Origin of the sequence: Paraflavitalea speifideaquila, assembly GCF_032395985.1 — a bacterium.
In the GTDB taxonomy this organism is placed as follows: domain Bacteria; phylum Bacteroidota; class Bacteroidia; order Chitinophagales; family Chitinophagaceae; genus Paraflavitalea; species Paraflavitalea speifideaquila.
Window position 1 is genome coordinate 1,745,520 of record NZ_CP135920.1, and the last position, 25,284, is coordinate 1,770,803.

Consider the following 25,284-nt stretch of genomic DNA (forward strand, 5'->3'; position numbering starts at 1 on the left):
GTGCGTAAATCCCTGGAAGAAACGGACGATATTATCCGTTCGATCATCATTATTACCGTTATTACCATCTTTCTCATTCTATTGTCGACCATGTTCATCAACCGGGTGGTACTCCGCAATCTTTGGAAACCCTTTTATAAGTCCCTGGGTACCATGGCTGGTTTTAAGCTGGGGCAAAAAGAACCTGTTCATTTTTCTGCCACGGCAATAGATGAGTTTGCGCTGATGAACAATATCCTGACGAAGGTGACAGGGAAGGTGCAACAGGATTACCTGTTACTGAAAGAATGGACAGAAAATGCCGCCCACGAATTACAAACACCACTGGCCATCATCCGCTCACAATTAGACATACTGGTGCAGGATGAGCATTTATCAGAACAGCAGAGTAAGGCGGTACAGGGGGCGGATAGGTCACTGGAAAGATTGTCGAAACTCAATAGGTCTTTATTACTGCTGGCGAAAATTGAAAACCAGCAATTTGCCAATACCTGCCCGGTGGACCTGACTGCCAAACTGGAAGAAAAACTGGTGCATTTTAGTGAGCTATGGGAAGGGAAACAATTGACGATAACTACGCACCTGCAGCCGCTGAAGCTTACCATGAGCCCTGAACTGGCTGATGTGCTGCTCAATAACCTGTTGGGTAATGCATTCAGGCACAACGATACGAAGGGTACCCTGGATATAGTTTTGGATGGGCAACAGTTGCAGGTGAGTAATACAGGCAGGCGGGAAGCCCTGCAACAGGATCAGTTATTTACCCGCTTTTATAAGCCTGTCTCCTCTTTCGACAGTAATGGTTTGGGGTTGTCCCTCATCAAACAGATCTGTGATGTATCGGGGTATACTATTAAATACCAATATACTGGCGGGAAACATGTATTTGCCCTATTGTTTGAATCCAATGGGTAAGCCAAACCTATTCCTGTTCTTTAGATTTCCTCCAGAATCACTCTGTACTTTTAAACTGCTCAAATTGTTTTCCCTGATTAATCATTCATTGTTTGGCGTATTTGCTTATTCTTAAAACAACTAATAATGGTTAAGTTATTTGTGCGTTTTGTTCCCTTGTTGCTGTTGATGGCAAGGAATACCCTGGGGCAATCTGTAGACAGTACCCTTTCAGCAAGGTTGCCTTTGAGTGATTCCCTGCCTGCAGTTACAGCCAGGATAATAGCCCCTGTTAAAAAAACTTTTCCGGTAAGCATGCTTATTATTCCCGCTACGCTTATTACCTATGGCATTACCTCCATGGAGAACGATGGACTGAAATCGATCAATGAGGGCATCCGGGAAGAGATATGGGACGACAAACCGCACCGGCAAATACAAATCGACAACTATTTACAATGGGCGCCTGCAGTTGCTGTATATGGCTTAAATGCTTTGGGTATTAAAGGGGAACATAATTTCAGGGATCGTACCATAATTTATGGTCTATCTACGGCTATCATGGCTTCGACGGTATATGCTACCAAAAGCATGAGCAAGCAATGGCGCCCCGATGAATCGGACAGATCCTCCTTTCCCTCTGGCCATACGGCCACAGCTTTTGCCGCAGCCGAATTTCTGAGAAAGGAATATTGGAAAGTGTCACCTTGGTATGGCATTGCAGGTTATGCTGCTGCGGCCACTACCGGCTACCTGCGCATGTACAACAACAAACACTGGTTTAGCGATGTGGTAGCGGGTGCAGGTATTGGCATTCTCTCTACCGACCTGGCCTATTGCCTGTATCCCACTGTGAAAAGGATCTTTGTGAAGGATAAGAAAACAGCTACCGTAGTAGCTCCTTTTTATCAGCAAGGCGCCATCGGTTTATGCATGGTGCGCAGGTTTTAAAACTTTTTGTTAATAAGGCTGGCCTCCTGGTATACTACAGCATTTCAACAGGATCGTCGTATAGGTTTGTTTTATTCTTTCATAAAATTATCATCGATGAAACATTACATGGTATTGTTATTGGCAACAGGCTTCACAATGAGTGTGCTGGCGCAGGAAGGAAAACCTGTGACGCCCCCTGCCGCAGCAAAAGCAGCTTTTGAAAAAGCGTGGCCAGGCATCTCAGGCGTTAAATGGTATAAGGAAGAAGGCGATTATGAAGCTGAGTTTAAAAAAGAGGGTAAAAAAATGTCAGCGATTTACGACCTAAAGGGCGCCCTGAAAGAAACGGAAGTGGAGATCACTGTCGCTGAATTACCTAAAGGGGTGGGCGATTATGTGAAACAGCATCATAAAGGTGCTGCTATTAAAGATCCCGCTAAAACCACGAGGGCCGATGGCTCGGTGATCTATGAAATTGAGATCAAAGAAACTACGTTGGTTTTTGATAACACGGGCAAGTTTATAAAGGAAGAGAAAGAAGTTGACGAGAAAGATTAAACAGGTCCATGCAGGTAAGGCAGGTTATCTGCCTCATTACAGCCGGTAGCATTAGGCGCTACCGGCTTTTTGTGTATGCCGGCTAGGCATCCACAAACTCCCAGGCGCTTTGCCATGCATCGCGTTGTTCGGCATAGGTAATAAAACCGGCATAAAAGGGCAATTGAGAGAGGGTGCCGCTATCGCCAATCACTACCAGTTTTTTGCGGGCCCTGGTCATAGCCACATTCATGCGCCGTATATCGGACAGGAAGCCGATCTTGTTTTCGGTATTGCTGCGCGTCATACCTATATACACAATATCCCGTTCCTGCCCCTGGAAACTGTCGATGGTGTTGACAGATATCTTGCCATTGTACACTTGTAGGGCAGGGGAATGCAATAGCTGTTCTTTTAATAGTTCCACCTGTTGTTTGTAAGGCGAGATCACGGCAATGGTAGGAAAGCTGCCGGGCTGGTAATGGGCTGCGAGGCCGGTTACCAGTTGGGTCAGGTGTTTGAACAGGAAGGCAGCTTCCTCCGGATTGGTGGTACTGGTGCCATCCTGCTTTTCGTCAAAACCACAACCGGCGGTATCTATAAAGGCCAGTGGCTTATCGGCATCAAACAATACATGGCTGGCTACGGAAGCATGGGCCTTTAACCGGTTGCCATAAAATACACCGGAAGAGTAACCCATGATCATTTCATGCATGCGGTATTGTTCTTCCAGCAATACCACGGCTTCGGGATGCAGGTGTACGCACTTTTCCAATAGAGTTACTGCCAATCCTTTTGAGCTGCTTCATTGCTTTTGATGGTAGGCGGCAGCTGACAATGATCGCCAGCCAGTACCAGTTTTTGTCCTTTCAGGATGGGTATCCAGCAAGCAGGCTCCAGGGCCTGTCCTGCTTCATCGATCACTACGGTTTTGTATTTAAGGTGGCGAACGGTATAATGGTTGGCGCCCACCAGGGTAGCGGTGATCACCTGGGCTTTGGCCAGCAGGTCGTTGGTAATGTACTGCTCTGTTTGCTCCACTTCTCTCATGATCTTATGGGCTTCATCGAAGAGGGCTTTGCGCTGTTCGCGTTCGGCCTTACCAAAATTGCGCTTGTACTTATGGGCCATATCCTTGTAAGAGGCGGCCTGTTTTTTAAGGCGCTTTATTTCTTTGGTGCCAGGATGTTCGGTTACCTTGCTGTCGAGTGTCAGCGCCACTAACTTGTCTGATACCCGTGCCGGGTTGCCTACGCGCAGTACATTGAGTCCTTCATCGGCCAGTTTTTCACTTAATAGGTCTACAGCGGCATTGCTGGGCGCTACCACCAGTACCTGCTGCGGCTCTTGTTTGATGAGAGCTTTGATGGCCTGTACCAGGGTAGTGGTTTTGCCGGTTCCGGGAGGGCCATGGACAATGGCCAGTTCATTGGCGGCTACAATTTTGTGTACCGCCTCCTGCTGGGAAATATTTAGGCGTGGAATGGGATAGGCAAAAATATCGGTCTGAAAGCCGGGGGATTGGGCACCTGTAAGTATTTGTATTAAACGGCCCTCTTCTTTTTTTCTCACTGTGCACAATGGCCTGTTTCAGGGCATTTTGCATTTCCTCATAACTGTTGTCATCAAACAACAGGTCGATGCCCAGTTTCCCATCACGTGCCCAGTCGGGCAGTTCATCCGTACGTAAAGTGATCTTCAGTTTGTTACCGCCCTGCCAGGTAACCACGCCTTCTACGCGGTCGTCTTTGGCATTGTGGTTGGAGAAAAGGGCGGCAGCCGCACCAAAGCGCAACTGGTGTACGATATCCTGGTGGGTGGTGCGTTCCACTTCCACACTCAGGTAGTCACCCCGGGTCATTTCCGTATCGCGGATGGCAATGGGATACCAGGTTAATCCATAGGACCGTCGTTCAATTACGGAAAGGGTTGTAGCCTGTTGCTGGTAAAGCTTTTTATCCTCTTCCTGCTCAATTTTCAGTAGCTCCTGTAGCTTTTTGAAATATTCCATAGCGCAAAGGTAATATGTATAAAATAAAGCTTAAAAGGGCTGCCAGTACCTAAAAAGCCTCCCCGTTTTTACCGGGAAGGCTGCTGAAATACCACAAATTAACCTTCTATGCAAAGTATACCAGTAAGAAATATTTTATTTGCCAAAATCGTTGATGCCATAGAAATATACCTGGCTGCTGCCCGGCAGATGCAGCGCTGCAGCCTGGCCCACCTTTGTTCCGGCAAATTCTTGCTTTTTTAGTGCATATTGGTAAAGTAGGTTACACCTCCCAGCAGGTCTACCTGTACAACAATGGTTTTAGTGTCTTTTTGAAGTTCTACGAAATAGTTGTCTGCATCGTCAAACTGATGGCCGTACAATAACATATCCGTATCATTGTCTTCATTGTCATCAAATAAGATCACTTTCTGGACTGTATAATCTTTGTATTTATTGCTGATGGTTTTTTGCGCTACAGCGGGCAGGCCGGTCATTGCTTTTACTTCGGTAGTACCCACCAGTTGGTTTTGATAATCATAGAAAGCGGTCATGGTATGACCCTCTTTGGTAAAAGTAGCTTCGTCAAAATAATTGGTACGTTTCCAGGATACATTGTCCATCATCCCAAAATCCTGATCAAATTGTTGTTTGGATTGGTAACTGGCTTGTTTGCCTTCCATTTTGCGCAGGGCTTTCTTTTCGGCTCTCTTTTCTTTTTTATGGTGGTTTCTTCTTTGGTGGTTTGTTTAATATCGCTTTTACAGCGGCAATGTCGGATGGAGCTTGTGCATAAACGGCTGCTGTGAGCATCATGGCTATAGCGGCGATCATTATTGTTTTCATCTTACAATATTTTAATGGTAATAATTAAATTGTGGTATAAAGCTACTCCCGGTAGGGTGGCTTCCCATGCGCCGCTCGGCCAACAGGCTAAATGGATCGTTGGCCAGGCCTAAATCATTTGTTATAGTAAAGTATGCTTACTGCAACCTGCTTAGGGTGATTGTTAATGAAATCAAAAGGGTGTGTGGAAGGGCATTTATCAATGGTGTAGCTGTACAAGTGTATGCATTGTGCAGGTTACAAAGTAGTATAAAAGTGGCGGGCTTCTTTCAATGCGGGGATGCAAACATGCTGTACGGCTTTGATATTGTTCCAGAGGGTTTCTTCATCGGCGTCTTCCTGCTCCAAAATATCGAGGTAAGGTTGCAGTTTTTCTGTGAGGCCCATGACAGATACGGATGTTTTCATATTGTGGGCCAATACGCGGATCATAATAAAGTCCTTTCTTTTCCAGGCCAGTTCCAGGCTCTTCAGGTCTTCGGGTATCATTTCCAGGAATTGTTCCGTAACTGTTCTCTCATACTCTTTGTTGCCATTGCTCACCTCGCGCATATAACCCAGGTGGATATGCCGGTAGGCAGCCGGGGTATGTTCATAGGGCGGCTTTTTGGCGGGCACCGCAGGTGTATGCTGGTTGCCTGTAAACTTGATGATGAGTCTGTATAGCTCTTCTTCATGGATGGGTTTGGAAATGTATTCATTCATACCGGCGCTAAGGCATTTCTCTCTTTCTCCTGCCAGCGCATGGGCCGTCATGGCAATGATGGGGGTATTCAATTGTAAGGTATGGCGTATCTGCGCCGTAGTGGTGTAGCCGTCCATACCGGGCATCTGAATATCCATCAGGATCAGGTCGTATGCCTGCTGCTGTAGTTTTTCGATGGCTTCTTTCCCATTGCCGGCCATATCGTAGGGCAGTTCCCAATAGCCTAGCAAATGTTTCATCAACTGTTGGTTGATCTCATTGTCTTCCACTACCAGTATCCGGATATGTTCGGGAACGGTATTCTTTAACGGGGTGTTATTCCACCGGTGTTGGTTGTTGATGGTTTCGTGGCTTATTTTATAAGGGATCATCAGCCGGAAGCTACTTCCTTTGTCTGGTTCGCTGCTTACGGTGATCCACCCTCCCTGCAATTCAACCAGGTCTTTTACAATAGAAAGTCCCAGGCCTGTACCTCCATATTTGCGGGTAATGGAATCCTCTGCCTGGCGGAAGCGTTCAAAAATGCCGGACAGTTTATCCTGGTCAATACCAATGCCCGTATCACTTACCGTGATGCCCAGCGATATGCTGTTTTGCTGGATACCTTCATTATGGATGTTAACGCTGATGGTTCCTTTCTGTGTGAACTTAACTGCATTGCCAATCAGGTTCACCAGTACCTGGGTGAGGCGGGTGGCATCGCCATTGAGGGTATCGGGTACGGATTCTTCGACCCCGGTGATCAGCTGAAGGTTTTTTTCCTTTACTTTTTCGAGGAACATGGTTTCTACTGAATACAGCAGTTCCCGCACACTGAAGGGGGTGGGCTCAATGCGCATCATACCGGCCTCTATTTTGGAAAGGTCCAGGATGTCATTGATGATGGTGAGTAAACTATCGCCCGATCGTTGGATGGCCTGTACATACCCGGTTGAAACAGTGTCCAGCTCGCGTTTTTGCAGCAGGCTGGTAAAGCCCAGGATGGCATTCATGGGGGGTTCGTATCTCATGGCTCATATTGGCCATGAAGTTTTCCTTTATCCTTGCTGCCTCCCGCACTTCCTTTTCCGAAGCATCGAGCTGAAGGATCAATTGGTTTTGTTGGCCTATGCGGTTGATGATGAACCAAAAGAGGATAGTACCACTGATCAGTACCAGCACAATGAGCACCATACCGGAGGTACGGGCCTGCTGGCCATTTTTGTCGATGGCATCTGTTAAGGTGGACAGCAGTTGCTGCCGGCTACTGTCTATCTTATGGGCTGTAGCCGCAATGTCAAGCGTCAACTGCCTGTTTTGAGGGGTGGTAAATACGGCTTCCGCAGCTACTTTGCCCGCCTGGTGAAAGGTATCCAGCACCTGATGACTGATGGCCAGCTTTTGGCGTACCAATGCATCCAGTTGATCAATAAACTTTACGGAACTGTCGTCATCATTGATCTTTTGCAACATGCCCAGCTCCTTTTCCACTTCGACTACCTGTCGCTCGATCCCTACCAGGTTGACGGTATCCCTGGTACTAATGGTGTGCAATACGCCATTTTCGATGGCATGTACGCTCATCTCCAGGGCGCGTAATTCATTGTCGACCTTGAATTCGTCCATTAGCCGTTCATTGCCGGTGATGAGGCCATTGATGTTTTTGGCAGAATTATATTGCAGATAGATCAGCAGTAAGTTGCCCGCAATAAAGGCAGCCAGTATATAATAAATGATTCTTTTACTGGTCATTGCTGGTAAATATTATACTAATGTAGTTCAAAAGGGTGATCCTTAGCTATGCCTGCCCTTGTCCATCGTTTTCAGGAAAGACAGGGCCAACCCAATGAGTAAAAAGGTGTCGGCGATAAATAATATGGTCAGCATTGTTTTCATGTGTAAAAAAACAGGCCCCGGTGGAAACCAGGGCCGTAACCAAAACTAACTGCTTATGAAAAATAGATAAAGAACTGTGTGTATATTTTGTTGTACTTGCTGCTGTAAAATTGCAGCTAATTGCCATAGCCCAAAAGTGCTACACGATGGCGGGGAAAAATGAGTCGTTGAATGGGGAAATGCAGTCGGTGGGAAGTTGGGAAGTTGGGAAAGTTGGGAAAGTCCGGAAGACCGGAAGTCTGAAAGACCGGAAGTCGGGAAAGTCCGGAAGTCTGAAGGACTCGTTGCCTCGTTGCCTCGATGCCTTGTTGCCTCATAGCCTTACAAGATATTCATCCGTTTATTGAGGGCGCTGCGATAGGCGTCGGCTACGGGCAGGGGTTTTCCGTTGACAATGAGGGCGCCATCCTGAATGGTTTCTATCTTGCTCACAGCTACGATATAAGAGCGGTGTACGCGCAGGAATTTGCCGGGCGGTAATCGTTCCTCTACCGCTTTCAGTGTGGTATGAATGGCATAGAATTTCCCGGGGTATGTAGTTTTACATAGTCGCCCATGGCCTCTGCATACAAAAATATCATCCAGGCTAAGGCGCCGTACAATATTGGAATCCCTGATAAACAAAAAGGCATCGTCTGTATACCTGACCTCCTCCTTGCCACTGTCCAATATTTCCCGCACTTTGTCAATAGCCTGTACAAAACGGGCCGGTGTGACGGGCTTTACAATGTAATCGGCCACATTCAATTCAAAGGCTTCAGCTGCATAATCTTTTTTGGAAGTGGTAAATACAATGACGGGCCTTTTGTTGCCCAGGTTGCGGGTGAGTTCAAGGCCACTCATGCCTTGCATTTCAATATCCAGCAGTAATAATTGTACGGGCTGTTCCTGAATAATGTTCCAGGCTTCCATGGCATTGCTGCATTCGGCTACAACTGTGAGGTCGTTTACCTGGCTGGCCAATTGTTTAAGTGTAGTTCTGGCTATTTTATTATCATCAATGATCAGGCAGTTCATATAATAAATATACCTATTTAGCTGCAATTGACCTTGGACCTTTCGTATTACCTGCCTGCAAAAATGATGTAAGACCTTTTGGTTAACAATTCACCAGGTTACAGGGGCTGCCATCCATTTCTACCTGTATGGTGGGATGCTGCACATTTTGAGCCGCCGTAATTTCACGGGCGCTTTGCAATAGTTTGCTAATGCCTGGCATGTCCAGGGTAGGGTTCACCACCAGGTGCAATGACAGGATATTCTTTTCACCGTCCATACTCCAGCAGTGTACATCGTGTACCCCTTTACTTCCGGCAGTTTTATAAGTTCGGCTATAATGGCCTGGGCATTTACTGAGGCAGGCGCTGCCTGCAGGAAGATCTTTAAAGTGGCGATGATATTCCGGGCGGCATTGTAAAAAACAAACAGGGCAATGCCTATGGATAGCAAGGGGTCGATCCAATACCATTGGGTAAAGTACATGATGATGGCGCCCAGCAATACAGCAATCCATCCCAATGCATCTTCCAACAGGTGCAACATCACAGCCCGTTGGTTTAAGGATTGGTGCTTGCCTTTGCGCAGGCGTAGAATGGCCAGGCCATTAAACAGGATACCCGCTACCGCCAGCCACAATACGCCGGTTGTTTTTACGGGTTCGATCACAAAGAAGCGGGGTATGGCCGCCGTTAAGATCATTACCGATCCTACGATCAGTATTAAAGAGGTAAGAAAGGCGGCCAGGGTAGAAAACCTTCTTTTACCATAGCTGAAGGTGGAGGTACGGCCTTGTTCCGATTGTTTTCCAACACCAGTGCAGCGCCAATCGCGATGCTATCTCCCAGGTCGTGAATAGCGTCGGAAAGGATGGCAATGGAATTGGTATACAAGCCGCCAATAAATTCTATGATGGTAAATAGTACGTTGAGTATAAGTGCTACCCGCATATTTTTCACCACGGGGTGAATATGAAGGGAGGCCCCTTGTGCATGATCTGTGTGGGTGCAGGAACCCTGCTCATGGGTATGGGTTGAATGATGGTGGTGTTTCATACTGCAAAGTGACAACAAAGGATTGACCGGGCAATGCCCGCATCCCGGAAAAGGTTGGACTATTTGCGGTATTTCTGCCGGAAAGCCAGGGGCGACAGGCCGGTTATTTTGCTGAAGAGGCGGGTAAAATAGGTATGGTCCTCATAACCCAGCAGGTGGGCAATTTCTTTTACCGTATTGTCGGTGTAATAAAGCATGCGCCTGGCTTCCAGGATGATCTCCTGGTGTATCCAATGGCTTACGGGAAAACCAGTACTTTGTTTGATCACCTCATTCAGGTAAGCGGGAGAGATGTTCAGGGCGGCGGCATAAGCCGAAGGACTTTTCATGGTCTTGAATTGCTGTTGTAGCAAGCTCCTGAACTGCCGGGTAATAATATCAGTACGGTTGTCTGTACGTTCACCCGGTTGTTCCTGTTGCAGGTAGGCGGCGGCAAACAAGCTGATGCAGGCATCGGTGAGTGATCGTAAGGTATGTTCATGAAAGGGTGTGTGAGCGGGGCTTTCATATACCTGCCGTAGGGCGTTGATACAGGATTTTAATGGAGGTATGGCAGGGGCAGCAATGGGTATGGGGGCTTTTTGGTGGGGAGTTTTGGAATACAGCGCGAAAGCTTTCATTCATCCAGGATACATCCAGGGCTATAAACCAGGCGATGGTATTTTCCTGGGCCGCTAATGATTGGTGTACCTGGCCTGGTAAAATGGTTAAAACAGCGGCCCCTTTGACGGTGATCTTTTCAAAATCGACCATGATCCTGCTGCGCCCTTTTTCCTGGAAGATCAATACATAATGTTCATCGCGGTGGGCGGCGTGGGCGGTAGGTTCGCCAGCGGTGTGGTGATCGGCGCGGAGGAGTTCAACGCCGCAGGTGCTTCTTTCACGCAGGGAATAGGTAGGTATGGAAGTGCGGGAAGGCATGGCCTGGTTATACTTTTTCGCCATTCATGGCAATCTTCCGGTGCCGCAAGCCCCAAACGGCCATACTGTCCAGTACCAGGGTAAGCGATTTGCCCGATTTGGTAAGCTCGTATTCCACACTTACCGGTATGGTATCATATACGGTACGTTTTACCATTCCATTTAATTCCAGCTCTTTTAATTCTTTTGATAACATACGAGCTGTAATATTGGGTATGCAACGTTCCATTTCCCGAAAGCGTTTCTTACCAAATAATAAAGTTCCGATAATGGGCAATTTCCATTTGCCACTCAATACATTGAGTGTGTCATTCACTGCCAGGATGAATTCCGAGGAACAACTTTTAACATTTTTTAACTCTTTTTCAAAAGTGGACATATTTGGGGAATTTTGTATATTGCTATACAAAAATATACCGGTATACTTTTGTATAGTGCTTACTTTTGTATAGTAAAGGTAATTATTTTTGTACCGTAAAAGAGAAGAAGCTTCATTAAAAACAATAAAAATCACCCAATGTTCAAGTTTAAAGCAATTACAGTTGTAGCCGCTATTGCGATGATGTCTTTCGCCCTGCCTATGGCAAGCACCTGGAAGAGTGACAGTGTACACTCCAGGTTTGGATTCAGTGTAACCCACATGAGTATTGCTACCTTTAATGGCAGCTTCAAAGATTACAAAATTACCCTCACCAATCCTGGTGCTGATTTTGCTGATGCAACGGTAGAATTGACTGCCGAAGTGAAAAGCATCAATACCGACAATCAAATGCGTGATGAGCACTTACAAGGTGCTGATTTCTTTGATGCCGCCAAATTCCCCCAATTGACTTTCAAAAGCACTTCGTTTAAAAGACAGGCGCCAAGACCTATAAAGTAACCGGCGATCTTACTTTACATGGTGTTACCAGGAAAATTGAACTGGATGCTACGCATGTAGGAAATGCAGTTAACCCACAAAGCAAAAAAGAAATGGTAGGCTTTAAAGTTACTGGCGTTATCAAACGTTCAGATTTTGGTATAGCTACCGGTTTCCCCACAGCTGCTTTAGCTGATGAAGTAACCCTCAATGGCGATTTTGAATTCATTAAAGACTAATCAGGGACTAGATGAAAAAAATAGTTTTATCATTCGCAACACTGCTGGCACTTACAGCAGTGTTTGCCTTCTCCATAGCCAAGAGCTGGGATATCAAAAAGATTACAGTATTAAGTTCTCGGGCGAAGATGCTTCGGGCATATTCAAAACCTTTGCCGGATCTATTGTATTTGATGAGCAAAACCTGGCAGCTTCAACATTCAATGTAACAATAGATGTTGCTTCTATTAATACAGGCAATGGTATGCAGAACAAACATGCCAAGGGAGCTGAATGGTTTGATGCTGAAAAATATCCTCAGATCGTATTCAAATCTTCCAAGATCAGCAAAGCAGGCAGTGGCTGGCAAACAACCGGTACCCTGGAAATGCGTGGGGTAAAGAAAGAGGTAACCATTCCTTTTACTTTTGTACCTAAGGGCAATGATGCTGTATTCTCCGGAACTTTCAATGTGAACCGCAGCGATTTTGGTATTGGTAAACCAGCTACAGGAGCAGCGGCTATGATCAAGCTGGAAGTGTACGTGCCTGTAACTAAAAAATAAAACGTACCCACATGTTTAAAAGAGCATTTTTGTTGGGCCTCGTATCTGGTGCATTGGCCGGAGCAGCATCCCTGATCTATGCCAAGGTGTATCACGATTCATTAGGTGTTGATTTCTCTACCGTAGCTGCTGCTACTTCTATCATCGCGGCATCCTTATTGGGTGGGGTATTGGCGGCAGTAGGGTACTGGCTCTTGTACAAGTTATTAAAAAGCAAAGGGGAGATCGTATTCAATTTTTTGCTTACCATCCTGAGCTTTGCCAGCATTTTAATGCCCCTGGCCTATAGACTGCCCCTGGAAGCTGAAATGCCGGAATTATTTCCCGGCCTGGCGGTGCCCATGCACTTTTTCCCGGCACTGGCCTGGTTTACACTGAAACCCTTATTCATTCAGCAGGTTACAAAGGATTATGATAAGCCCGCGGGTGCATGATCTTTATCACGTAATCTAAACTTATACAAGGCTGCTCCATCAAGGGCAGCCTTTTTAGTGTCACAATTATTTCGAGTCAAAAGATTCACGATTCACGACTCAATGTCGTTAAGTTAGCTACAATTGTTTGTAATTCATAGCAGGAGGTTTCTTGGTGCGTTTTTTTCTGGGCGCTTTTCTTTTGGGCCGGATGATTTCGGTCGTTACCCTTAATATTTTATCAAAGGCTGCTAATGCAGGCCTGATCATCTTTTCAATGAATAATTTATGGGCAATTTCCTGACCATAGCCAGGGCATTGGTGCGATTTATTTTATGAGGATGTTTTCTTCTACCCTGCGCTTGTTCTTGCTTTAGCTTTTCCTCCAGTGGGAAGGCTAACACTGCCATCATAGACATCATGAATACCTTGGCATAAAAGTCCTGTTTGACTGCAATGGCAGTTTTGCCAGAGAAAGATTCAAATTGAAGCCGGCATTTGTACAGTTTATAACCTTCCTCAATATTCCATCGATAATTATATAATTCCCCAAAGTTCTCGTATGGAAGTTTTTGATTATCCAGTACAGATGTACAAAGCACTTCCCGGCTTCCATCTGGCAATTCTATCACTACTAATCGGCATCTTATTTCCCGGTCATTGGTGTTATATTGACTGAGCAGGTCATTATGATTTGCTGGTAATTTAAATGTGACTTCTTTATCCTTTTCCCCTTCATGTAACATCTTCCTCACCTCCAGCCACCAATCATCCCGCATTCGAATACAATAATCGATGCCCTTCATCTTTAACTCAAAAAGCAACGCCAAGCTCGGATATCCTCTGTCCATGATCAGCAGATCTTTTCCTGATTCTACCTGCCCTAAATGTTTGCGGGCCAGTTTTGTTTCTGGTACATCATAGCGATCTATACAGGCATCCAATGTGGTAAAGTTTAATACATCATACAGCATCGATATCCTCGCTACACTTTGGGGTGAGGATGCCTGTGGGCCAAAATTGGTAATGCCGAACTCCTCCGTTACTGTTTTATGTTTAGGCAATACTATAGTACTGCCATCTATGCTCAACAATCGCCATCCTCGCCAGGTCAGGTAAGGCGCGTTTTTATAGAAGGATCTGATGCCAACCTGATTCAACTCAATAAATGCCTCAGGTTTTAACTTCACCCGTGCTTGGCTAAAAGCACCCTTGGTTACATGTTGTATACTAAAATCCTTTGATTTGATCTTCTGGTAGAAGCTATTGAGTTCCCGTTGTATAGAGCGGCTTAGTCCTTGCGTAAGTAATGTTATTAGATCTATGAAGTGTAATTTTCGTTTACGGGAAAATCCATTTCCGCCGTCTTTCGAACGGCTTCTTTCAACAAATTTCTCATCTTCTATGGTTTGAATTACGTCATCAATACAATTTTCCCGAAAATCGATTAAAGGAGTTGGATCGTTTAAACAGCCCCTATAATCTATATCCCAAAAATAACGCCCACAATTGAATTACAACCAATTGTCAAAGAACTTTTAATTTATTGCATTTCGAATGCTTCGAGCATTAACTAAACGACATTGATTCACGACTGCCGATTCACAACCCACTCCTCCTCACCTGTAGCACCACAAGCTTGGATGTAGGCGTATGGCTTTTATCGGCCACGCTGTTAATGGGCACCAGTACATTCGTTTCGGGAAAGTAAGTAGCGGTACAACCCATGGGGATAGCATACGGTACGACAATGAAACGGTGGGCGACTCTTTCTACACCATCATGGTAATTGAATAGGTCTACGATGGCGCCATTTTCCAATCCTTGTTGATGGATATCTTCCTGGTTCATGAGTATCACCCGGCGTTCGTGGTAAATACCCCGGTAACGATCATCCAATCCATAGATGGTCGTGTTGAACTGGTCGTGGCTGCGTATGGTCATCATCAGCAACTCGCCTGGTTGCAGGGTAATGGATTGAGGAATAGCCATATTGAAATGTGCCTTGCCACTGGCGGTATTGAAACTGCCTTCGCGGTTGCAATTGGGCAGGTAAAAGCCGCCTGGTATACGCACCCGTTGGTTGTATTGATCAAAACCGGGAATGGTGCGTTCTATATCATCCCTTATATGGTCATAATGCTGCAGGTATTTGTCCCAGTTCACCGTACTGCGGTTGCCCAGCGTGGCTTTGGCCAGCCGGCATACGATTACCGGTTCACTAAGCAGGTGATCGGAGATGGGCGTCAATACCCCTTTGGACGATTGAATAACACCCATGGAGTTTTCGCAACTTACAAATTGCTCCTCCTGGTTCAGCAGGTCTTTATCGCTGCGGCCCAGGCAGGGGAGTATCAGTGCTTCCTGGCCATGTATCAGGTGACTGCGATTCAATTTGGTTGATACATGCACTGTTAATAAACATTTTTGCAGGGCCGCTGCCGTATACAAGGTATCCGGGGTGGCCGATAGAAAATTGCCACCCATGGCAATAAATACTTTGCCATCACCGGCATACATGGCTTTAATGGCAGCTACTACGTCCCAGCCATGCGCCTGTGGCGGGTCGAAACCAAACTGATCTTTGATGGATTGAAGAAAGCGGGCCGAAGGCTGTTCGTAAATGCCCATGGTTCTATCGCCCTGCACATTACTATGTCCACGTACGGGACAGGTGCCGGCGCCTTTTTTGCCAATGCTGCCTTTAAGCAATAATAAATTGACCAGCTCTTTAATGGTGTCTACCGCATTCTTATGTTGTGTAAGACCCATGGCCCAGCAGGCGATGATCTTTTTTGTGTTGTAACAACTGTGCCAGGGCCTGTATTTGCGGCAGGTCAACTCCTGCAGCCTGTACCAGCTCTTCCATGTTTTGCTGTTGCAAGTGCTGCACAAAAGCGTCGTAGCCTACCGTATTGGCCTTGATAAAATCATGGTCAAATACAGTACCGGGTGCTTGTTCTTCGGCTTGCAGTAATAATTTTTCCACGGCCAGCAGTAAGGCCATATCGCCATTGATCTTTACCGGCAGGTACAGATCGGTAAGGGGAACGGTCATGTGCAACAAGCCCTTTAATTGTTGTGGATTGTTGAAACCCATGAGGCCCGCTTCGGGCAGGGGATTGATGGAAATGATCTGCGCTCCGTTAGCCTTGGCTTTTGCAAGGCGGTTAACATACGGGGATGGTTGGTGCCGGGATTTTGCCCCAGTATCATGATCACCTCTGCTTCATAGAAATCTTCCAACTTTACCGATCCCTTGCCAATGCCCAATGATTCGCCCAGGGCCACACCGCTGCTTTCATGGCACATATTGCTGCAGTCGGGCAGGTTATTGGTACCATAAGCCCGCACAAACAACTGGTACAGGAAAGCAGCCTCGTTACTCGTTCGGCCCGAAGTATAGAAAATGGCCTCGTTGGGTGATGCCAATGATTGAAGGGTAGTGGCTATTTTTTTCAAAAGCAGCCTCCCAGGTGGTGGGTTGGTAATGGGTGCCTCCCTTGGGCAGGTACATGGGTTGGGCGATACGCCCCTTGCGGCCGATCTCAAAATCAGTCAGCAAACCCAATTCCTGTACGGCGTGTTGCGCAAAAAAATCCGGCGTCAGTTTTTTGGCTGTAGCTTCTTCTGCTACGGCCTTGGCGCCATTTTCGCAATATTCGGCAATGCCGCTGCGCTCATCGTCCGGATCGGGCCAGGCGCAACTGGGACAGTCAAAGCCACCTTTTGATTCAGGTGGCTTAACGCTTTTAATCCCCGCAGTACGCCTGCTTCGCCAAATACCTGTTTGAAACTGTTCAATACAGCCGGCATACCGGCGGCACTGGTTTTAACACTGCCCAGCTTTAAGCCGGTAAAGATATCCGGGTTCTCTGCACCGGGTATGGGTACTGTTTCTTCGTTCATATAATTATCCTTTCGCTACCACAATAAATATTAAATCGTTGCTGCCGCAGGAAGCCAATCAGTGTAATACCATATTCCTGCGCCAGGCTCACTGCCAAACTGGAAGGAGCACCCACAGCCGCCACCACTTTTATGCCGGCCATGGCTGCTTTTTGAATGAGCTCAAAACTGGCACGTCCGCTTAATAACAGAATAGCCTGGTTGAGTGGCAACTGGTTTTGCAACAAAGCGGCACCAATTAACTTGTCCAGTGCATTGTGCCGGCCTACATCTTCGCGCAACAGCAACAGTTCACCATCAGCGTTAAACAGGCCGGCGGCATGCAACCCACCGGTATGATCAAATATGGCTTGCTGCGCTAAGAGCCGTTCATGCAAGCCATGTAATAGTTCATCACTTATTAGCAGGTCTGTGGAGATAGGGTCGAAAGGGGAAACGGTTTTAATAGCATCGATACTTGTTTTGCCACAAACGCCACAACTGGAGGTGGTATAGAAGTTGCGGTCGGCTTTTTCCAACCGGGGTAGATAATCAGCTTGTAAATGCACCCGCACGGTATTCATGCCGGGCAATACGGGTTGAATAGCGGCTAATTGCTGCCAGTTTTGAATGATCCCTTCGGTAAACAGGAAACCTGCGGCCAGTTCTTCATCGTTACCAGGTGTACGCATGGTAATAGCCACATTTCTCGACAAAGGTTCGGGGCCATACAGCAGTTGCAGTTCCAGCGGTTCTTCAATGGCCAGCCTGTCATCGGCTTCCACTACCTGTCCGGCCTGTACTTTCCGGATAGTTAAGGTGGTTACTGCCTGGATTTCCATATAAGCATTTTATTATACCTGAAAGGTACCGCTATTTTAAGACTTCAACCTTAGGCACTTATCTTTGTTAGGACATTCTTGTATAGCTCTAATCAAATGGCTTATAGCTCGTTGCCCGAAGCTCGCAGCTCAATAAAGAAATACCATGAATGCAGAACAACACCGTTTAGAACAGTCCGGCTGGAAAAGATGGGGATCGTATGTATCCGACAGGCAATGGGGTACTGTACGGGAAGATTACAGCGCCAATGGTGATGCCTGGAATTATACTACGCACGATATGGCCCGCAGCCTGGCCTGGCGCTGGGGTGAAGAAGGGATTGCCGGCATCAGTGATGAGAAACAATTGTTGTGTTTTGCATTGGCCTTGTGGAATAAAAGAGATCCCCTGATCAAAGAACGTTTTTGGCCTCAACAATAAGGAGGGTAACCATGGAGAAGATGTGAAGGAGCTGTACTATTACCTGGATGCCACGCCTACGCACTCCTACATGAAAATGCTGTACAAGTATCCGCAGCAGGAATTTCCTTATGACTGGCTGGTGCGGGAAAATGCCCGTCGTACTAAACAGGAAGAAGAGTTTGAATTGATGGATACGGGCATCTTCAACGACAATAAATATTTTGATGTAGTGGTGGAGTATGCCAAAGCGGGTACAGACGATATCCTGATCAGGATAACGATCCACAACCGCGCGCAGGTAGATGCGAGCTTGCATGTATTACCCACGGTATGGTTTCGCAATACCTGGAGCTGGGGCAGGCAGGATTATAAACCGGCCTTGTACCAGGTAGGGGAAAACAGCATTGGCATCTCGCATGAAGACCTGGCCGTTTCGTATTTGCATTTTGAGGAAAATGCCAGAACGCTTTTTTGTGACAATGAAACCAATACGCGGCGCTTATACAATTATGATAACAAACATGCCTGGCCTAAGGATGGCATAGCGGATCATATTGTACATGCCACCGATTCGGTAAACCCCGCCATGGAGGGCACCAAAGCAGCCATTGATTTTGATATTTCCATTGCAGCCGGACAGTCGCATACCATCAGGCTTCGGCTGGGGGATCAAAAAGCAGAACAGCCTTTTGATCATTTTGACAGGATCTTTACGGACAGGATCAATGAAGCCAATGGCTACTTTGCCCACCTGCAACATGCTATTCAAAATGAAGACGAAAAATTGGTACACCGGCAGGCCATAGCCGGTATGTTGTGGAACAAACAGTTTTATTCTTATAAGGTACAACAGTGGCTGGATGGTGACCCCGCCATGCCCCAGCCGCCGGCGGAAAGATGGAAAGGACGCAATGCCGATTGGAAACAGGTCAACAATGAGCATATCTTATCTGTACCCGATAAATGGGAGTTTCCCTGGTATGCTGCCTGGGACCTGGGCTTCCATTGTGTTACCCTGGGTATGGTAGATCCCGATTTTGCCAAAGAGCAGTTGCAATTGCTTACGGAAGAATGGTATATGCACCCATCGGGTATGTTGCCAGCTTATGAATGGTCATTTGGCGATGCCAATCCGCCCATCCATGCCGGCGCGGTGTACCGCGTTTTCCGCCAGGATGCCCGGGCCAAAGGCAGGAAGGACTATGCCTTCCTGGAATCGGTATTCCATAAATTACTCATCAATTTCACGTGGTGGGTAAACCGGAAAGACCGCCAGGGCAGCAATATCTTTGAAGGTGGATTCCTGGGACTGGATAATATTGGGGTGTTTGACAGAAGTGCCCCCTGCCCGAAGGCGCGACCATTGAACAGGCGGATGCCACCAGCTGGATGGCCATGTATGCCTTGAATATGCTGCACATCTCTTTAGAACTGGCTACCCACAATAAGGCATATACGGGCATGGCCACTAAATTCTTTGAGCACTTCCTGTATATAGCAGGCGCCATGGCCAGCATGGGTAAAGGGCATACCGGTTTGTGGGATGAAAAAGATGAATTTTTCTACGACCAGGTGCGGGTACACAATAAAGGCATTGTAAAGCTGAAGGTGAAAAGCATGGTAGGGCTGATCCCTTTATTTGCAGTGGAAGTGATCACGGAAGAAACGCTGAAAAACAATCCGGTATTTGCCGAACGGATGCAATGGTTCCTGGATCACCGGCCCGACCTGGCCCTGCTGGTATCGCGTTGGTTTGAAGAAGGCAAGGGCGATGTGCACCTATTGGGACTGCTAAGGGGCCATCGCATGAAAAAGACTCCTGAGCCGTATGCTGGATGAAACAGAATTTCTAAGCGAATATGGTATCCGCTCACTATCGAAAAAATATGGTGAGCAACCATATAGCATACATATTAATGGTGGAGCGCTACAGGTACAATATGTACCTGGTGAAAGTGATAGTGATATGTATGGCGGTAATTCCAATTGGCGGGGCCCCATCTGGATGCCCATGAACTTTTTGTTGATTGAAAGCCTGCGCAAATATCATTTTTACTACAGCGATGATTTCAGGATCGAATATCCTACTGCTTCGGGCCATTACCGCTCATTAAAAGAAGTAGGTACGGAATTGGCCAACCGCCTGTTGAAAATATTCCTGCGTGATGAGCAGGGCAGGAGGGCCGTATTTGGCAACCAGGAACAAATGCAAACAGATCCCCATTTTAAAGACCTTATCCTGTTTCATGAATACTTTCATGGTGATAGTGGTAAAGGGCTGGGTGCTTCGCACCAAACGGGTTGGACAGGTTTGGTGGCCAACCTCATTATCATGAAAAACGAAAATCCATAAGGAGTACAAGCTGCGAACTCGCAGCTGATGAGAGGTGACACCTTTCACTTGCGTCGCAAACGAAAGGTGTCACCTCTCATCACGACTTTTTGCAATTAATGGCAGAAATTATTACATTGGGCGCAGGTCCACAATATGACGCCATCAACTAATACTGCTTTATGGAACCAATTGCGAAATGGTGATGAAAGTGCTTTGTATACCCTGTACAACCAGTATTATGATGAATTACTGCAATATGGACTAAGGCTTTGTAGTAATGCCGACGATAGTAAAGATGCCATCAACCTGGTTTTTGCCGCCTTGTGGAACAACCGTCTCCGCCTGCCTGAAGTTACCCACCCCAAGGCCTATCTTTTTACCTGTTACAAAAACAAACTGGTACGCTTAAAGCAGCAAGGAAAAAAGCTGGTGCCTTTACAGGTAGTGGCAGATGATTTCCTGGCCTCCACCGCTTCAGTAGAAGAAACACTCATTGAACTGCAGGAATATGAACAACTCAAACAACAAACAGCCGCGCTTTTAAGCCACCTCACCGACCGGCAGCAAGAACTGATCAAACTGCGGTTCATAGAAGAAATGAGCTATGAAAATATAGCCCTTCAATTGAATATATCAGTCCGCACCGTTTACAACAGCATCCACGAAAGCATCAAAGCCCTGAAGAAGATATTTGATAAATAAAGCGGTAAAAAGGTGGGCCACCCTGCTGCGCTGCTATGCGGGGCTGCAGGGTGACTCACCTTTATTGGGAGAGAGGTGGCACCTTTCCTGGCGATGCGGACGAAAGGTGTCACGGCTGCCCTCATGCCTCCCCTCGAAGCAAACGACTGCCGATTGCCGACTGCCGATTCACGAACTGCCGCCATTTGCATCTAATCTGTGCAATCCGCCCAAATCGGCACAATCTGCGATTAAAAAATTATCCCCAATCCACGGTAAAAACTCCCCTACTATGTATCTTATATATACAGGGTAATGATTTGCCGGCGTAGGCAACCCTTTTTACCCCTGTAACCCTTTGTATGGCTGACTTTAAGAATTATACCGCTGAAGATTATCTATCCGATCCCTCCTTTGTAAACTACCTGCTTCGCAACAATGAAGCCGATGCCAGCTTATGGCAAAACAGGCGGGATGCCGGCCTGGTACAAGAGCAGGAGATCAACCGCGCCATAACCCTGTTCTTTGCCCTGCGTGATCAATATAAACCAGTCAATATCAATAAAGAGGAAGAACGGGCGAAGTTAAAACAGCTGATCAGTAGAGCGGAAGCGGACAATGGCGACCGGGTAAAAGTGATCTCTGCTGTGAGCGGCAAGCGGTCACGGCTGCGTTATGCCTGGGCGGCTGCAGCAGCGGTAATTATATTGCTGGCAGGCACCTGGTATTTCAGGCAAACCGTCAGGCAAACTACACCCCTGAAGGATTTTGTGGCTTTTGCTACTACCCAAAAGAATATCAGGCAGGTTGCATTGCCCGATGGCAGTACCGTGATCCTGAATGGCAATTCCTCCATTAGCATTACACCAGGCTTTAACCATACCAGACGGGAAGTATTGTTGAATGGAACCGCTTTCTTCCAGGTAGCAAAAATGCCGATAAACCATTTACCGTCATCAGCGGTAAGGTAAGCACTACGGCCCTGGGTACTTCTTTTTATATCCACCAATCTTCCAATAAAGCCCCCACTACAGTATCCCTCCTCACGGGCAAGGTAAGGGTAGAAGTGGAAGGACAGTCGCCCATTCACCTGGTGCCCTATGAAAAGGTATTTATCATACTGAACAGGAATTGGTGAAATCAACTTTTGATCAGAATGCACTGGTGAACTGGACCAAAGGAATGGTCATTTTCAAAAATGCCAACTGGGAACAGGTAAGGAATATCATCGAAGAATACTTTGATAAAAAACTGGTCTTTGACAATGATAAGAAGGACATCAGTTTTACAGGAGAATTCAAGGCCGACCAACTGGAATCAATTTTATCATCGCTGGAATTTACCTATGATCTAAAATACACGATCCACAACCAAACAGTCAACATCGCCTTTTAACCGGGCCGCTTAAACAATACTGCTTATGACCTACACGAAAATGCTGTGGGCAAAGTGACTACTTTGCTCAAAGGAACTGCCTTGCTTTTAATTTCACTCTTGCCCTTACTGGGCTTATCACAAGAGGGCCAAATGGTACAAATTGGCTTTACCGATGTTCCCGTAGAAAAGGTATTCAATGAAATTACCCAAAAAGCCGGCGTTCGTTTTGCCTATGATGCAGGCAAGATCAATCTTACTAAAAGATCACCCTGCAAACTGCCAATTACCGCTTAAAAGACCTGCTCGATAAGGTATGTTCACTGGCAGGCTTTACCTATCAGCTCAAAAACAATACCGTTACTGTAAAATCAATAAGTACTTCGGGCAATGAGGTCAATACTGTATACCGGGGCAAAGTAGTGAATGAACAAGGTGAAGCCATTCCCCTGGCAAGTATCAGCAACCCACGTCTGAAGATCACCGTGGCATCTGACAAGGATGGTGTATTTGAAGTGCCTGCCCAGTTGCAGCAACGACTGGTTTTCACCAGCGTAGGCTTTGAAGATAAAATGGTGGTGGTGCAATCTTTCGATCAGCAGGCTACCATAAGTTTAATTTCTTCTGCTAAAAGCCTCGATGAAGTAGTCGTTACTTCTTTGGGTATTAAAAGAGAAAAGAAAGCCCTTGGTTATGCCATTGGCGAAGTGAAAGGCGAGAATATTGACAAAGCCCGCGATCCCAATGTGATCAATACCCTGGCCGGCCGCGTACCCGGATTGATCATCAGCAATACGGCCGGTGGTCCCGGTAGTGCAGCCAAAGTATTGATACGAGGCAATACAGATATAACCGGTACCAACCAACCTCTGTATGTTGTAGACGGGGTGCCTATGGATAATTCCAATTATGGCGCTTCCAGTAGTGATAAATATGCTTCGGGTTTTGACCTGGGCGATGCGATCTCGGCCATTGACCCCAATGATATTGAATCTATTTCAGTGTTGAAAGGCCCCGCAGCTTCGGCCCTCTACGGAGGCCGGGCTGGCCATGGGGTGATCATGATCACCACCCGCAAAGGCGCTGTACGCAAAAGCCTGGGCATAGAGATTAATTCCACGGCCACTATTGAAACCCTGCTCACCAGGGCCAGTGATAATCAGTATGAATATGGACAAGGCATGAGCGGCAGTATCCCTACCAGTCAGTTGGTATCGCGGAATACCTTGTTCTCTAATTTTGGCGCCAAGCTCGATCCCAATCTTTCCATACCTGCTTTTGACGGCAGTACTGCTCCATATGGATTGGTGAAAAACAATATTGAGAACTTCTTCCGCACCGGTTCCACCTTTGCCAATAATATATCCCTCACCGGTGGCAATGAAACAACCACCTTCCGGTTTTCTTACAGCAACCTGTACAACAATGATATTGTACCCAAAAGCTATATCAACCGCAACACCTTTACCCTGCGCGGAACGAGTAAAATAGGCACCCGGTTAAATATTGATGTCAGGGCCACTTACATGAATGAATATGTAAAGAACCGGCCCGGACTGGCGGATGATCCCAGCAATATTGGTTTCAATTTCGTAGGCCTGGCCAATAATGTTGACCAAAAGGTTTTTGAAAAAGGCTACCAGGACCAGTTTGGTAACTATGTAGAGTGGGGTGGAGGTCAATATCACCTCAATCCTTATTGGGTCATCAACCGCATGAGCAATATTACCCGCAAAGACAGGTTGATGAGCATTATTCAGCTCAACTACAACCCTACTTATTGGCTCTCCCTGCAAGGTAGGATCAACAATGATTTTACCTTCCTGGGCTTTCAGCGGTTCAGTCCCCCCTACCACCCCCGGCGCGCTTACGGGCCGCCTGGATGGTACCGATACCCGGTTTTCGTTTACATCAGCCGATGTATTGATGACCTTGAAGAAGAAGTGGGGGCAGCTTGATGGGTCGGTTAATATTGGGGGCAGCATGGAGTTTTACCGCAACCGCGGCAGTGCTAAAGTAGGCACCAATATGGTGGTAACTGATGCAGTAGCTTTCAACAGTTTTAAAACCAATACTGTCACCGAAACAAATATCCGGAAACGCACCAATTCTTTTTACTCTACCCTAAGCCTGGGTTATCATGGCTACCTCTTCCTCGATGCCACCATCAGAAGGGATATTTCCTCTTCCCTGCCATCCAAAAACAACAGCTACTGGTATCCATCCCTGGGTGCTTCCTTTGTAGTGAGTGATGCCCTGGAGCTGAAAAGCAAATTCCTCGATTACCTGAAAATACGGGCTTCTGCTGCCGAGGTGGGCAATGATGTGGACCCTTACCAGTTGAGCCTTAATTATGGCTTGCATAGCCTGCAACCGTCGGGTACCGTTATAGGTTCTATTTTCAATCCGGCCAATCCCAATGCAGATCTCCTGCCCACCCGCACCCGCAGCATTGAAGTGGGTACCGATATGCGGTTTCTCAACAACAGGCTTGGTCTTGAATTTACCTGGTATACGCAAACTTCCAGGGACCAGATCAACTACGTAAACACGCCTTTCTCCAGTGGCTTTGCCACACAGGTCATTAATGCTGGTACCATCCAGAATACCGGCGTAGAGGTATTGGTAACTGGCAAACCAGTGGTTACCAAAAACTTTACCTGGGAGGTAGCTGCCAATGCCGCTCACAATAAGAATACTGTAAAATCCCTGGCCGAAAGTGTTTCTTTTATCACCCTCTCTGAAGCCAGGTGGCTGGGCATTTCCGTCATAGCCCAACCCAATATGCCCTATGGCACCATGTTGGGATACGATTATCAGCGCACACCCGACGGGCAAGCGATACTTGATCCCGTAACCCTGCAACCACTGGCCAGCGATGAGCGCGTGCCGGTTGGTAAAGGTACCTGGGATTGGACAGGCGGTTTAACCAATACTTTCCGCTACAAAAATA

General features: G+C 46.8%; 34 protein-coding genes and 1 pseudogene. 16 read left to right on the top strand and 19 right to left on the bottom strand.

Going from position 1 to position 25,284, the window contains the following annotated elements; translation table 11 throughout:
- The 3 genes from RS881_RS12130 to RS881_RS12140 all read left to right on the top strand — a co-directional run bounded on the left by RS881_RS12130 (window position 1) and on the right by RS881_RS12140 (window position 2,385).
- Window positions 1-915, top strand: a complete 915-nt coding sequence (locus tag RS881_RS12130) for a sensor histidine kinase (RefSeq protein ID WP_315821311.1) — start codon at window positions 1-3, stop codon at window positions 913-915.
- Window positions 916-1,041: 126 nt separating this feature from the next.
- Window positions 1,042-1,845, top strand: a complete 804-nt coding sequence (locus RS881_RS12135; RefSeq protein WP_315821312.1) for a phosphatase PAP2 family protein — start codon at window positions 1,042-1,044, stop codon at window positions 1,843-1,845.
- 96 nt (window positions 1,846-1,941) lie between these two features.
- Window positions 1,942-2,385, top strand: a complete 444-nt coding sequence (locus RS881_RS12140) for a hypothetical protein (RefSeq protein WP_315821313.1) — start codon at window positions 1,942-1,944, stop codon at window positions 2,383-2,385.
- Between the two features lie 82 nt (window positions 2,386-2,467).
- Here RS881_RS12140 and RS881_RS12145 read toward each other — a convergent pair whose 3' ends face one another.
- The 13 genes and pseudogenes from RS881_RS12145 to RS881_RS12210 all read right to left on the bottom strand — a co-directional run bounded on the left by RS881_RS12145 (window position 2,468) and on the right by RS881_RS12210 (window position 11,132).
- Window positions 2,468-3,139: an ATP-binding protein gene (locus RS881_RS12145; protein ID WP_315821314.1), complete on the bottom strand. Its 672-nt coding sequence runs from the start codon at window positions 3,137-3,139 to the stop codon at window positions 2,468-2,470.
- A gap of 5 nt (window positions 3,140-3,144) precedes the next feature.
- On the bottom strand, window positions 3,145-3,909 hold the full coding sequence (locus tag RS881_RS12150) for an AAA domain-containing protein (protein WP_315824449.1): 765 nt from the start codon (window positions 3,907-3,909) through the stop codon (window positions 3,145-3,147).
- A complete protein-coding gene (locus RS881_RS12155) occupies window positions 3,791-4,375 on the bottom strand; it encodes a hypothetical protein (RefSeq protein WP_315821315.1) in 585 nt (194 codons plus the stop codon). The genes RS881_RS12150 and RS881_RS12155 overlap by 119 nt, the downstream gene beginning before the upstream one ends.
- 239 nt (window positions 4,376-4,614) lie before the next feature.
- Window positions 4,615-5,037, bottom strand: a complete 423-nt coding sequence (locus tag RS881_RS12160; protein ID WP_315821316.1) for a hypothetical protein — start codon at window positions 5,035-5,037, stop codon at window positions 4,615-4,617.
- A 37-nt stretch (window positions 5,038-5,074) separates the two neighbouring features.
- The gene (locus RS881_RS12165) at window positions 5,075-5,200 is read right to left on the bottom strand and encodes a hypothetical protein (protein ID WP_315821317.1); all 126 of its coding nucleotides are present in this window, start codon (window positions 5,198-5,200) and stop codon (window positions 5,075-5,077) included.
- 237 nt (window positions 5,201-5,437) lie between these two features.
- Complete coding sequence (locus tag RS881_RS12170; RefSeq protein WP_315821318.1) at window positions 5,438-6,916, bottom strand: ATP-binding protein; 1,479 nt, start codon at window positions 6,914-6,916, stop codon at window positions 5,438-5,440.
- Window positions 6,801-7,637, bottom strand: coding sequence for a CHASE3 domain-containing protein (locus RS881_RS12175; protein ID WP_315821319.1), 837 nt, complete (start codon window positions 7,635-7,637; stop codon window positions 6,801-6,803). Before RS881_RS12175 ends, RS881_RS12170 begins: the two co-directional genes overlap by 116 nt.
- Before the next feature lie 465 nt (window positions 7,638-8,102).
- Window positions 8,103-8,798 (bottom strand): LytR/AlgR family response regulator transcription factor, encoded by a 696-nt coding sequence (locus RS881_RS12180; RefSeq protein WP_315821320.1) that lies wholly within the window; start codon window positions 8,796-8,798, stop codon window positions 8,103-8,105.
- Window positions 8,799-8,880: 82 nt separating this feature from the next.
- Window positions 8,881-9,057 (bottom strand): hypothetical protein, encoded by a 177-nt coding sequence (locus RS881_RS12185; RefSeq protein WP_315821321.1) that lies wholly within the window; start codon window positions 9,055-9,057, stop codon window positions 8,881-8,883.
- Window positions 9,015-9,832: pseudogene (locus RS881_RS59345) on the bottom strand (cation diffusion facilitator family transporter). The gene RS881_RS12185 and the pseudogene RS881_RS59345 overlap by 43 nt, the downstream one beginning before the upstream one ends.
- A gap of 59 nt (window positions 9,833-9,891) precedes the next feature.
- On the bottom strand, window positions 9,892-10,452 hold the full coding sequence (locus tag RS881_RS12200; RefSeq protein WP_315821323.1) for a helix-turn-helix domain-containing protein: 561 nt from the start codon (window positions 10,450-10,452) through the stop codon (window positions 9,892-9,894).
- Window positions 10,337-10,777: an AraC family ligand binding domain-containing protein gene (locus RS881_RS12205; protein ID WP_315821324.1), complete on the bottom strand. Its 441-nt coding sequence runs from the start codon at window positions 10,775-10,777 to the stop codon at window positions 10,337-10,339. The genes RS881_RS12200 and RS881_RS12205 overlap by 116 nt, the downstream gene beginning before the upstream one ends.
- Window positions 10,761-11,132, bottom strand: coding sequence for a winged helix-turn-helix transcriptional regulator (locus tag RS881_RS12210; RefSeq protein ID WP_315821325.1), 372 nt, complete (start codon window positions 11,130-11,132; stop codon window positions 10,761-10,763). The genes RS881_RS12205 and RS881_RS12210 overlap by 17 nt, the downstream gene beginning before the upstream one ends.
- A 138-nt stretch (window positions 11,133-11,270) precedes the next feature.
- Here RS881_RS12210 and RS881_RS12215 point away from each other — a divergent pair, with 138 nt between their 5' ends.
- Genes RS881_RS12215 through RS881_RS12230 form a run of 4 tightly spaced genes read left to right on the top strand, consistent with a single transcriptional unit; the run spans window position 11,271 to window position 12,829 of the window.
- The gene (locus RS881_RS12215; RefSeq protein WP_315821326.1) at window positions 11,271-11,633 is read left to right on the top strand and encodes a YceI family protein; all 363 of its coding nucleotides are present in this window, start codon (window positions 11,271-11,273) and stop codon (window positions 11,631-11,633) included.
- Between the two features lie 35 nt (window positions 11,634-11,668).
- A complete protein-coding gene (locus tag RS881_RS12220) occupies window positions 11,669-11,851 on the top strand; it encodes a YceI family protein (RefSeq protein ID WP_350340210.1) in 183 nt (60 codons plus the stop codon).
- The gene (locus RS881_RS12225; protein ID WP_315821327.1) at window positions 11,832-12,395 is read left to right on the top strand and encodes a YceI family protein; all 564 of its coding nucleotides are present in this window, start codon (window positions 11,832-11,834) and stop codon (window positions 12,393-12,395) included. Before RS881_RS12220 ends, RS881_RS12225 begins: the two co-directional genes overlap by 20 nt.
- A gap of 11 nt (window positions 12,396-12,406) precedes the next feature.
- The gene (locus tag RS881_RS12230) at window positions 12,407-12,829 is read left to right on the top strand and encodes a hypothetical protein (protein ID WP_315821328.1); all 423 of its coding nucleotides are present in this window, start codon (window positions 12,407-12,409) and stop codon (window positions 12,827-12,829) included.
- A gap of 245 nt (window positions 12,830-13,074) precedes the next feature.
- Here RS881_RS12230 and RS881_RS12235 read toward each other — a convergent pair whose 3' ends face one another.
- From RS881_RS12235 to fdhD, 6 genes are all read right to left on the bottom strand, one after another.
- Window positions 13,075-14,295 carry an IS4 family transposase gene (locus RS881_RS12235; RefSeq protein WP_315824452.1) on the bottom strand — a complete coding sequence of 407 codons (1,221 nt, stop codon included), beginning with the start codon at window positions 14,293-14,295 and terminating at the stop codon, window positions 13,075-13,077.
- Between the two features lie 115 nt (window positions 14,296-14,410).
- The gene (locus RS881_RS12240; protein WP_315821329.1) at window positions 14,411-15,580 is read right to left on the bottom strand and encodes a molybdopterin dinucleotide binding domain-containing protein; all 1,170 of its coding nucleotides are present in this window, start codon (window positions 15,578-15,580) and stop codon (window positions 14,411-14,413) included.
- Complete coding sequence (locus RS881_RS12245) at window positions 15,561-15,908, bottom strand: hypothetical protein (RefSeq protein ID WP_315821330.1); 348 nt, start codon at window positions 15,906-15,908, stop codon at window positions 15,561-15,563. The genes RS881_RS12240 and RS881_RS12245 overlap by 20 nt, the downstream gene beginning before the upstream one ends.
- The gene (locus RS881_RS12250) at window positions 15,881-16,270 is read right to left on the bottom strand and encodes a hypothetical protein (protein WP_315821331.1); all 390 of its coding nucleotides are present in this window, start codon (window positions 16,268-16,270) and stop codon (window positions 15,881-15,883) included. Before RS881_RS12250 ends, RS881_RS12245 begins: the two co-directional genes overlap by 28 nt.
- A gap of 171 nt (window positions 16,271-16,441) precedes the next feature.
- Window positions 16,442-16,717 carry a hypothetical protein gene (locus RS881_RS12255; RefSeq protein ID WP_315821332.1) on the bottom strand — a complete coding sequence of 92 codons (276 nt, stop codon included), beginning with the start codon at window positions 16,715-16,717 and terminating at the stop codon, window positions 16,442-16,444.
- On the bottom strand, window positions 16,714-17,538 hold the full coding sequence (gene fdhD / locus RS881_RS12260; protein ID WP_315821333.1) for a formate dehydrogenase accessory sulfurtransferase FdhD: 825 nt from the start codon (window positions 17,536-17,538) through the stop codon (window positions 16,714-16,716). Before fdhD ends, RS881_RS12255 begins: the two co-directional genes overlap by 4 nt.
- Before the next feature lie 145 nt (window positions 17,539-17,683).
- Here fdhD and RS881_RS12265 point away from each other — a divergent pair, with 145 nt between their 5' ends.
- The 9 genes from RS881_RS12265 (at window position 17,684) to RS881_RS12305 (ending at window position 24,289) form a co-directional block, all read left to right on the top strand.
- Window positions 17,684-17,959: a hypothetical protein gene (locus RS881_RS12265; RefSeq protein WP_315821334.1), complete on the top strand. Its 276-nt coding sequence runs from the start codon at window positions 17,684-17,686 to the stop codon at window positions 17,957-17,959.
- Between the two features lie 22 nt (window positions 17,960-17,981).
- Window positions 17,982-19,349: an MGH1-like glycoside hydrolase domain-containing protein gene (locus RS881_RS12270; protein WP_315821335.1), complete on the top strand. Its 1,368-nt coding sequence runs from the start codon at window positions 17,982-17,984 to the stop codon at window positions 19,347-19,349.
- Window positions 19,337-19,780 (top strand): hypothetical protein, encoded by a 444-nt coding sequence (locus RS881_RS12275; RefSeq protein ID WP_315821336.1) that lies wholly within the window; start codon window positions 19,337-19,339, stop codon window positions 19,778-19,780. Before RS881_RS12270 ends, RS881_RS12275 begins: the two co-directional genes overlap by 13 nt.
- Window positions 19,770-20,294 carry an MGH1-like glycoside hydrolase domain-containing protein gene (locus RS881_RS12280; protein WP_315821337.1) on the top strand — a complete coding sequence of 175 codons (525 nt, stop codon included), beginning with the start codon at window positions 19,770-19,772 and terminating at the stop codon, window positions 20,292-20,294. Before RS881_RS12275 ends, RS881_RS12280 begins: the two co-directional genes overlap by 11 nt.
- 135 nt (window positions 20,295-20,429) lie before the next feature.
- Complete coding sequence (locus RS881_RS12285; RefSeq protein ID WP_315821338.1) at window positions 20,430-20,978, top strand: RNA polymerase sigma factor; 549 nt, start codon at window positions 20,430-20,432, stop codon at window positions 20,976-20,978.
- Window positions 20,979-21,319: 341 nt separating this feature from the next.
- Window positions 21,320-21,928, top strand: coding sequence for a FecR domain-containing protein (locus RS881_RS12290; RefSeq protein WP_315821339.1), 609 nt, complete (start codon window positions 21,320-21,322; stop codon window positions 21,926-21,928).
- Window positions 21,929-22,091: 163 nt separating this feature from the next.
- Window positions 22,092-22,352, top strand: a complete 261-nt coding sequence (locus RS881_RS12295; RefSeq protein ID WP_315824453.1) for a FecR domain-containing protein — start codon at window positions 22,092-22,094, stop codon at window positions 22,350-22,352.
- A gap of 45 nt (window positions 22,353-22,397) precedes the next feature.
- Window positions 22,398-22,628 carry a hypothetical protein gene (locus tag RS881_RS12300; RefSeq protein ID WP_315821340.1) on the top strand — a complete coding sequence of 77 codons (231 nt, stop codon included), beginning with the start codon at window positions 22,398-22,400 and terminating at the stop codon, window positions 22,626-22,628.
- Between the two features lie 125 nt (window positions 22,629-22,753).
- Complete coding sequence (locus RS881_RS12305) at window positions 22,754-24,289, top strand: TonB-dependent receptor plug domain-containing protein (protein ID WP_315821341.1); 1,536 nt, start codon at window positions 22,754-22,756, stop codon at window positions 24,287-24,289.
- Window positions 24,290-25,284 lie beyond the last annotated feature (995 nt).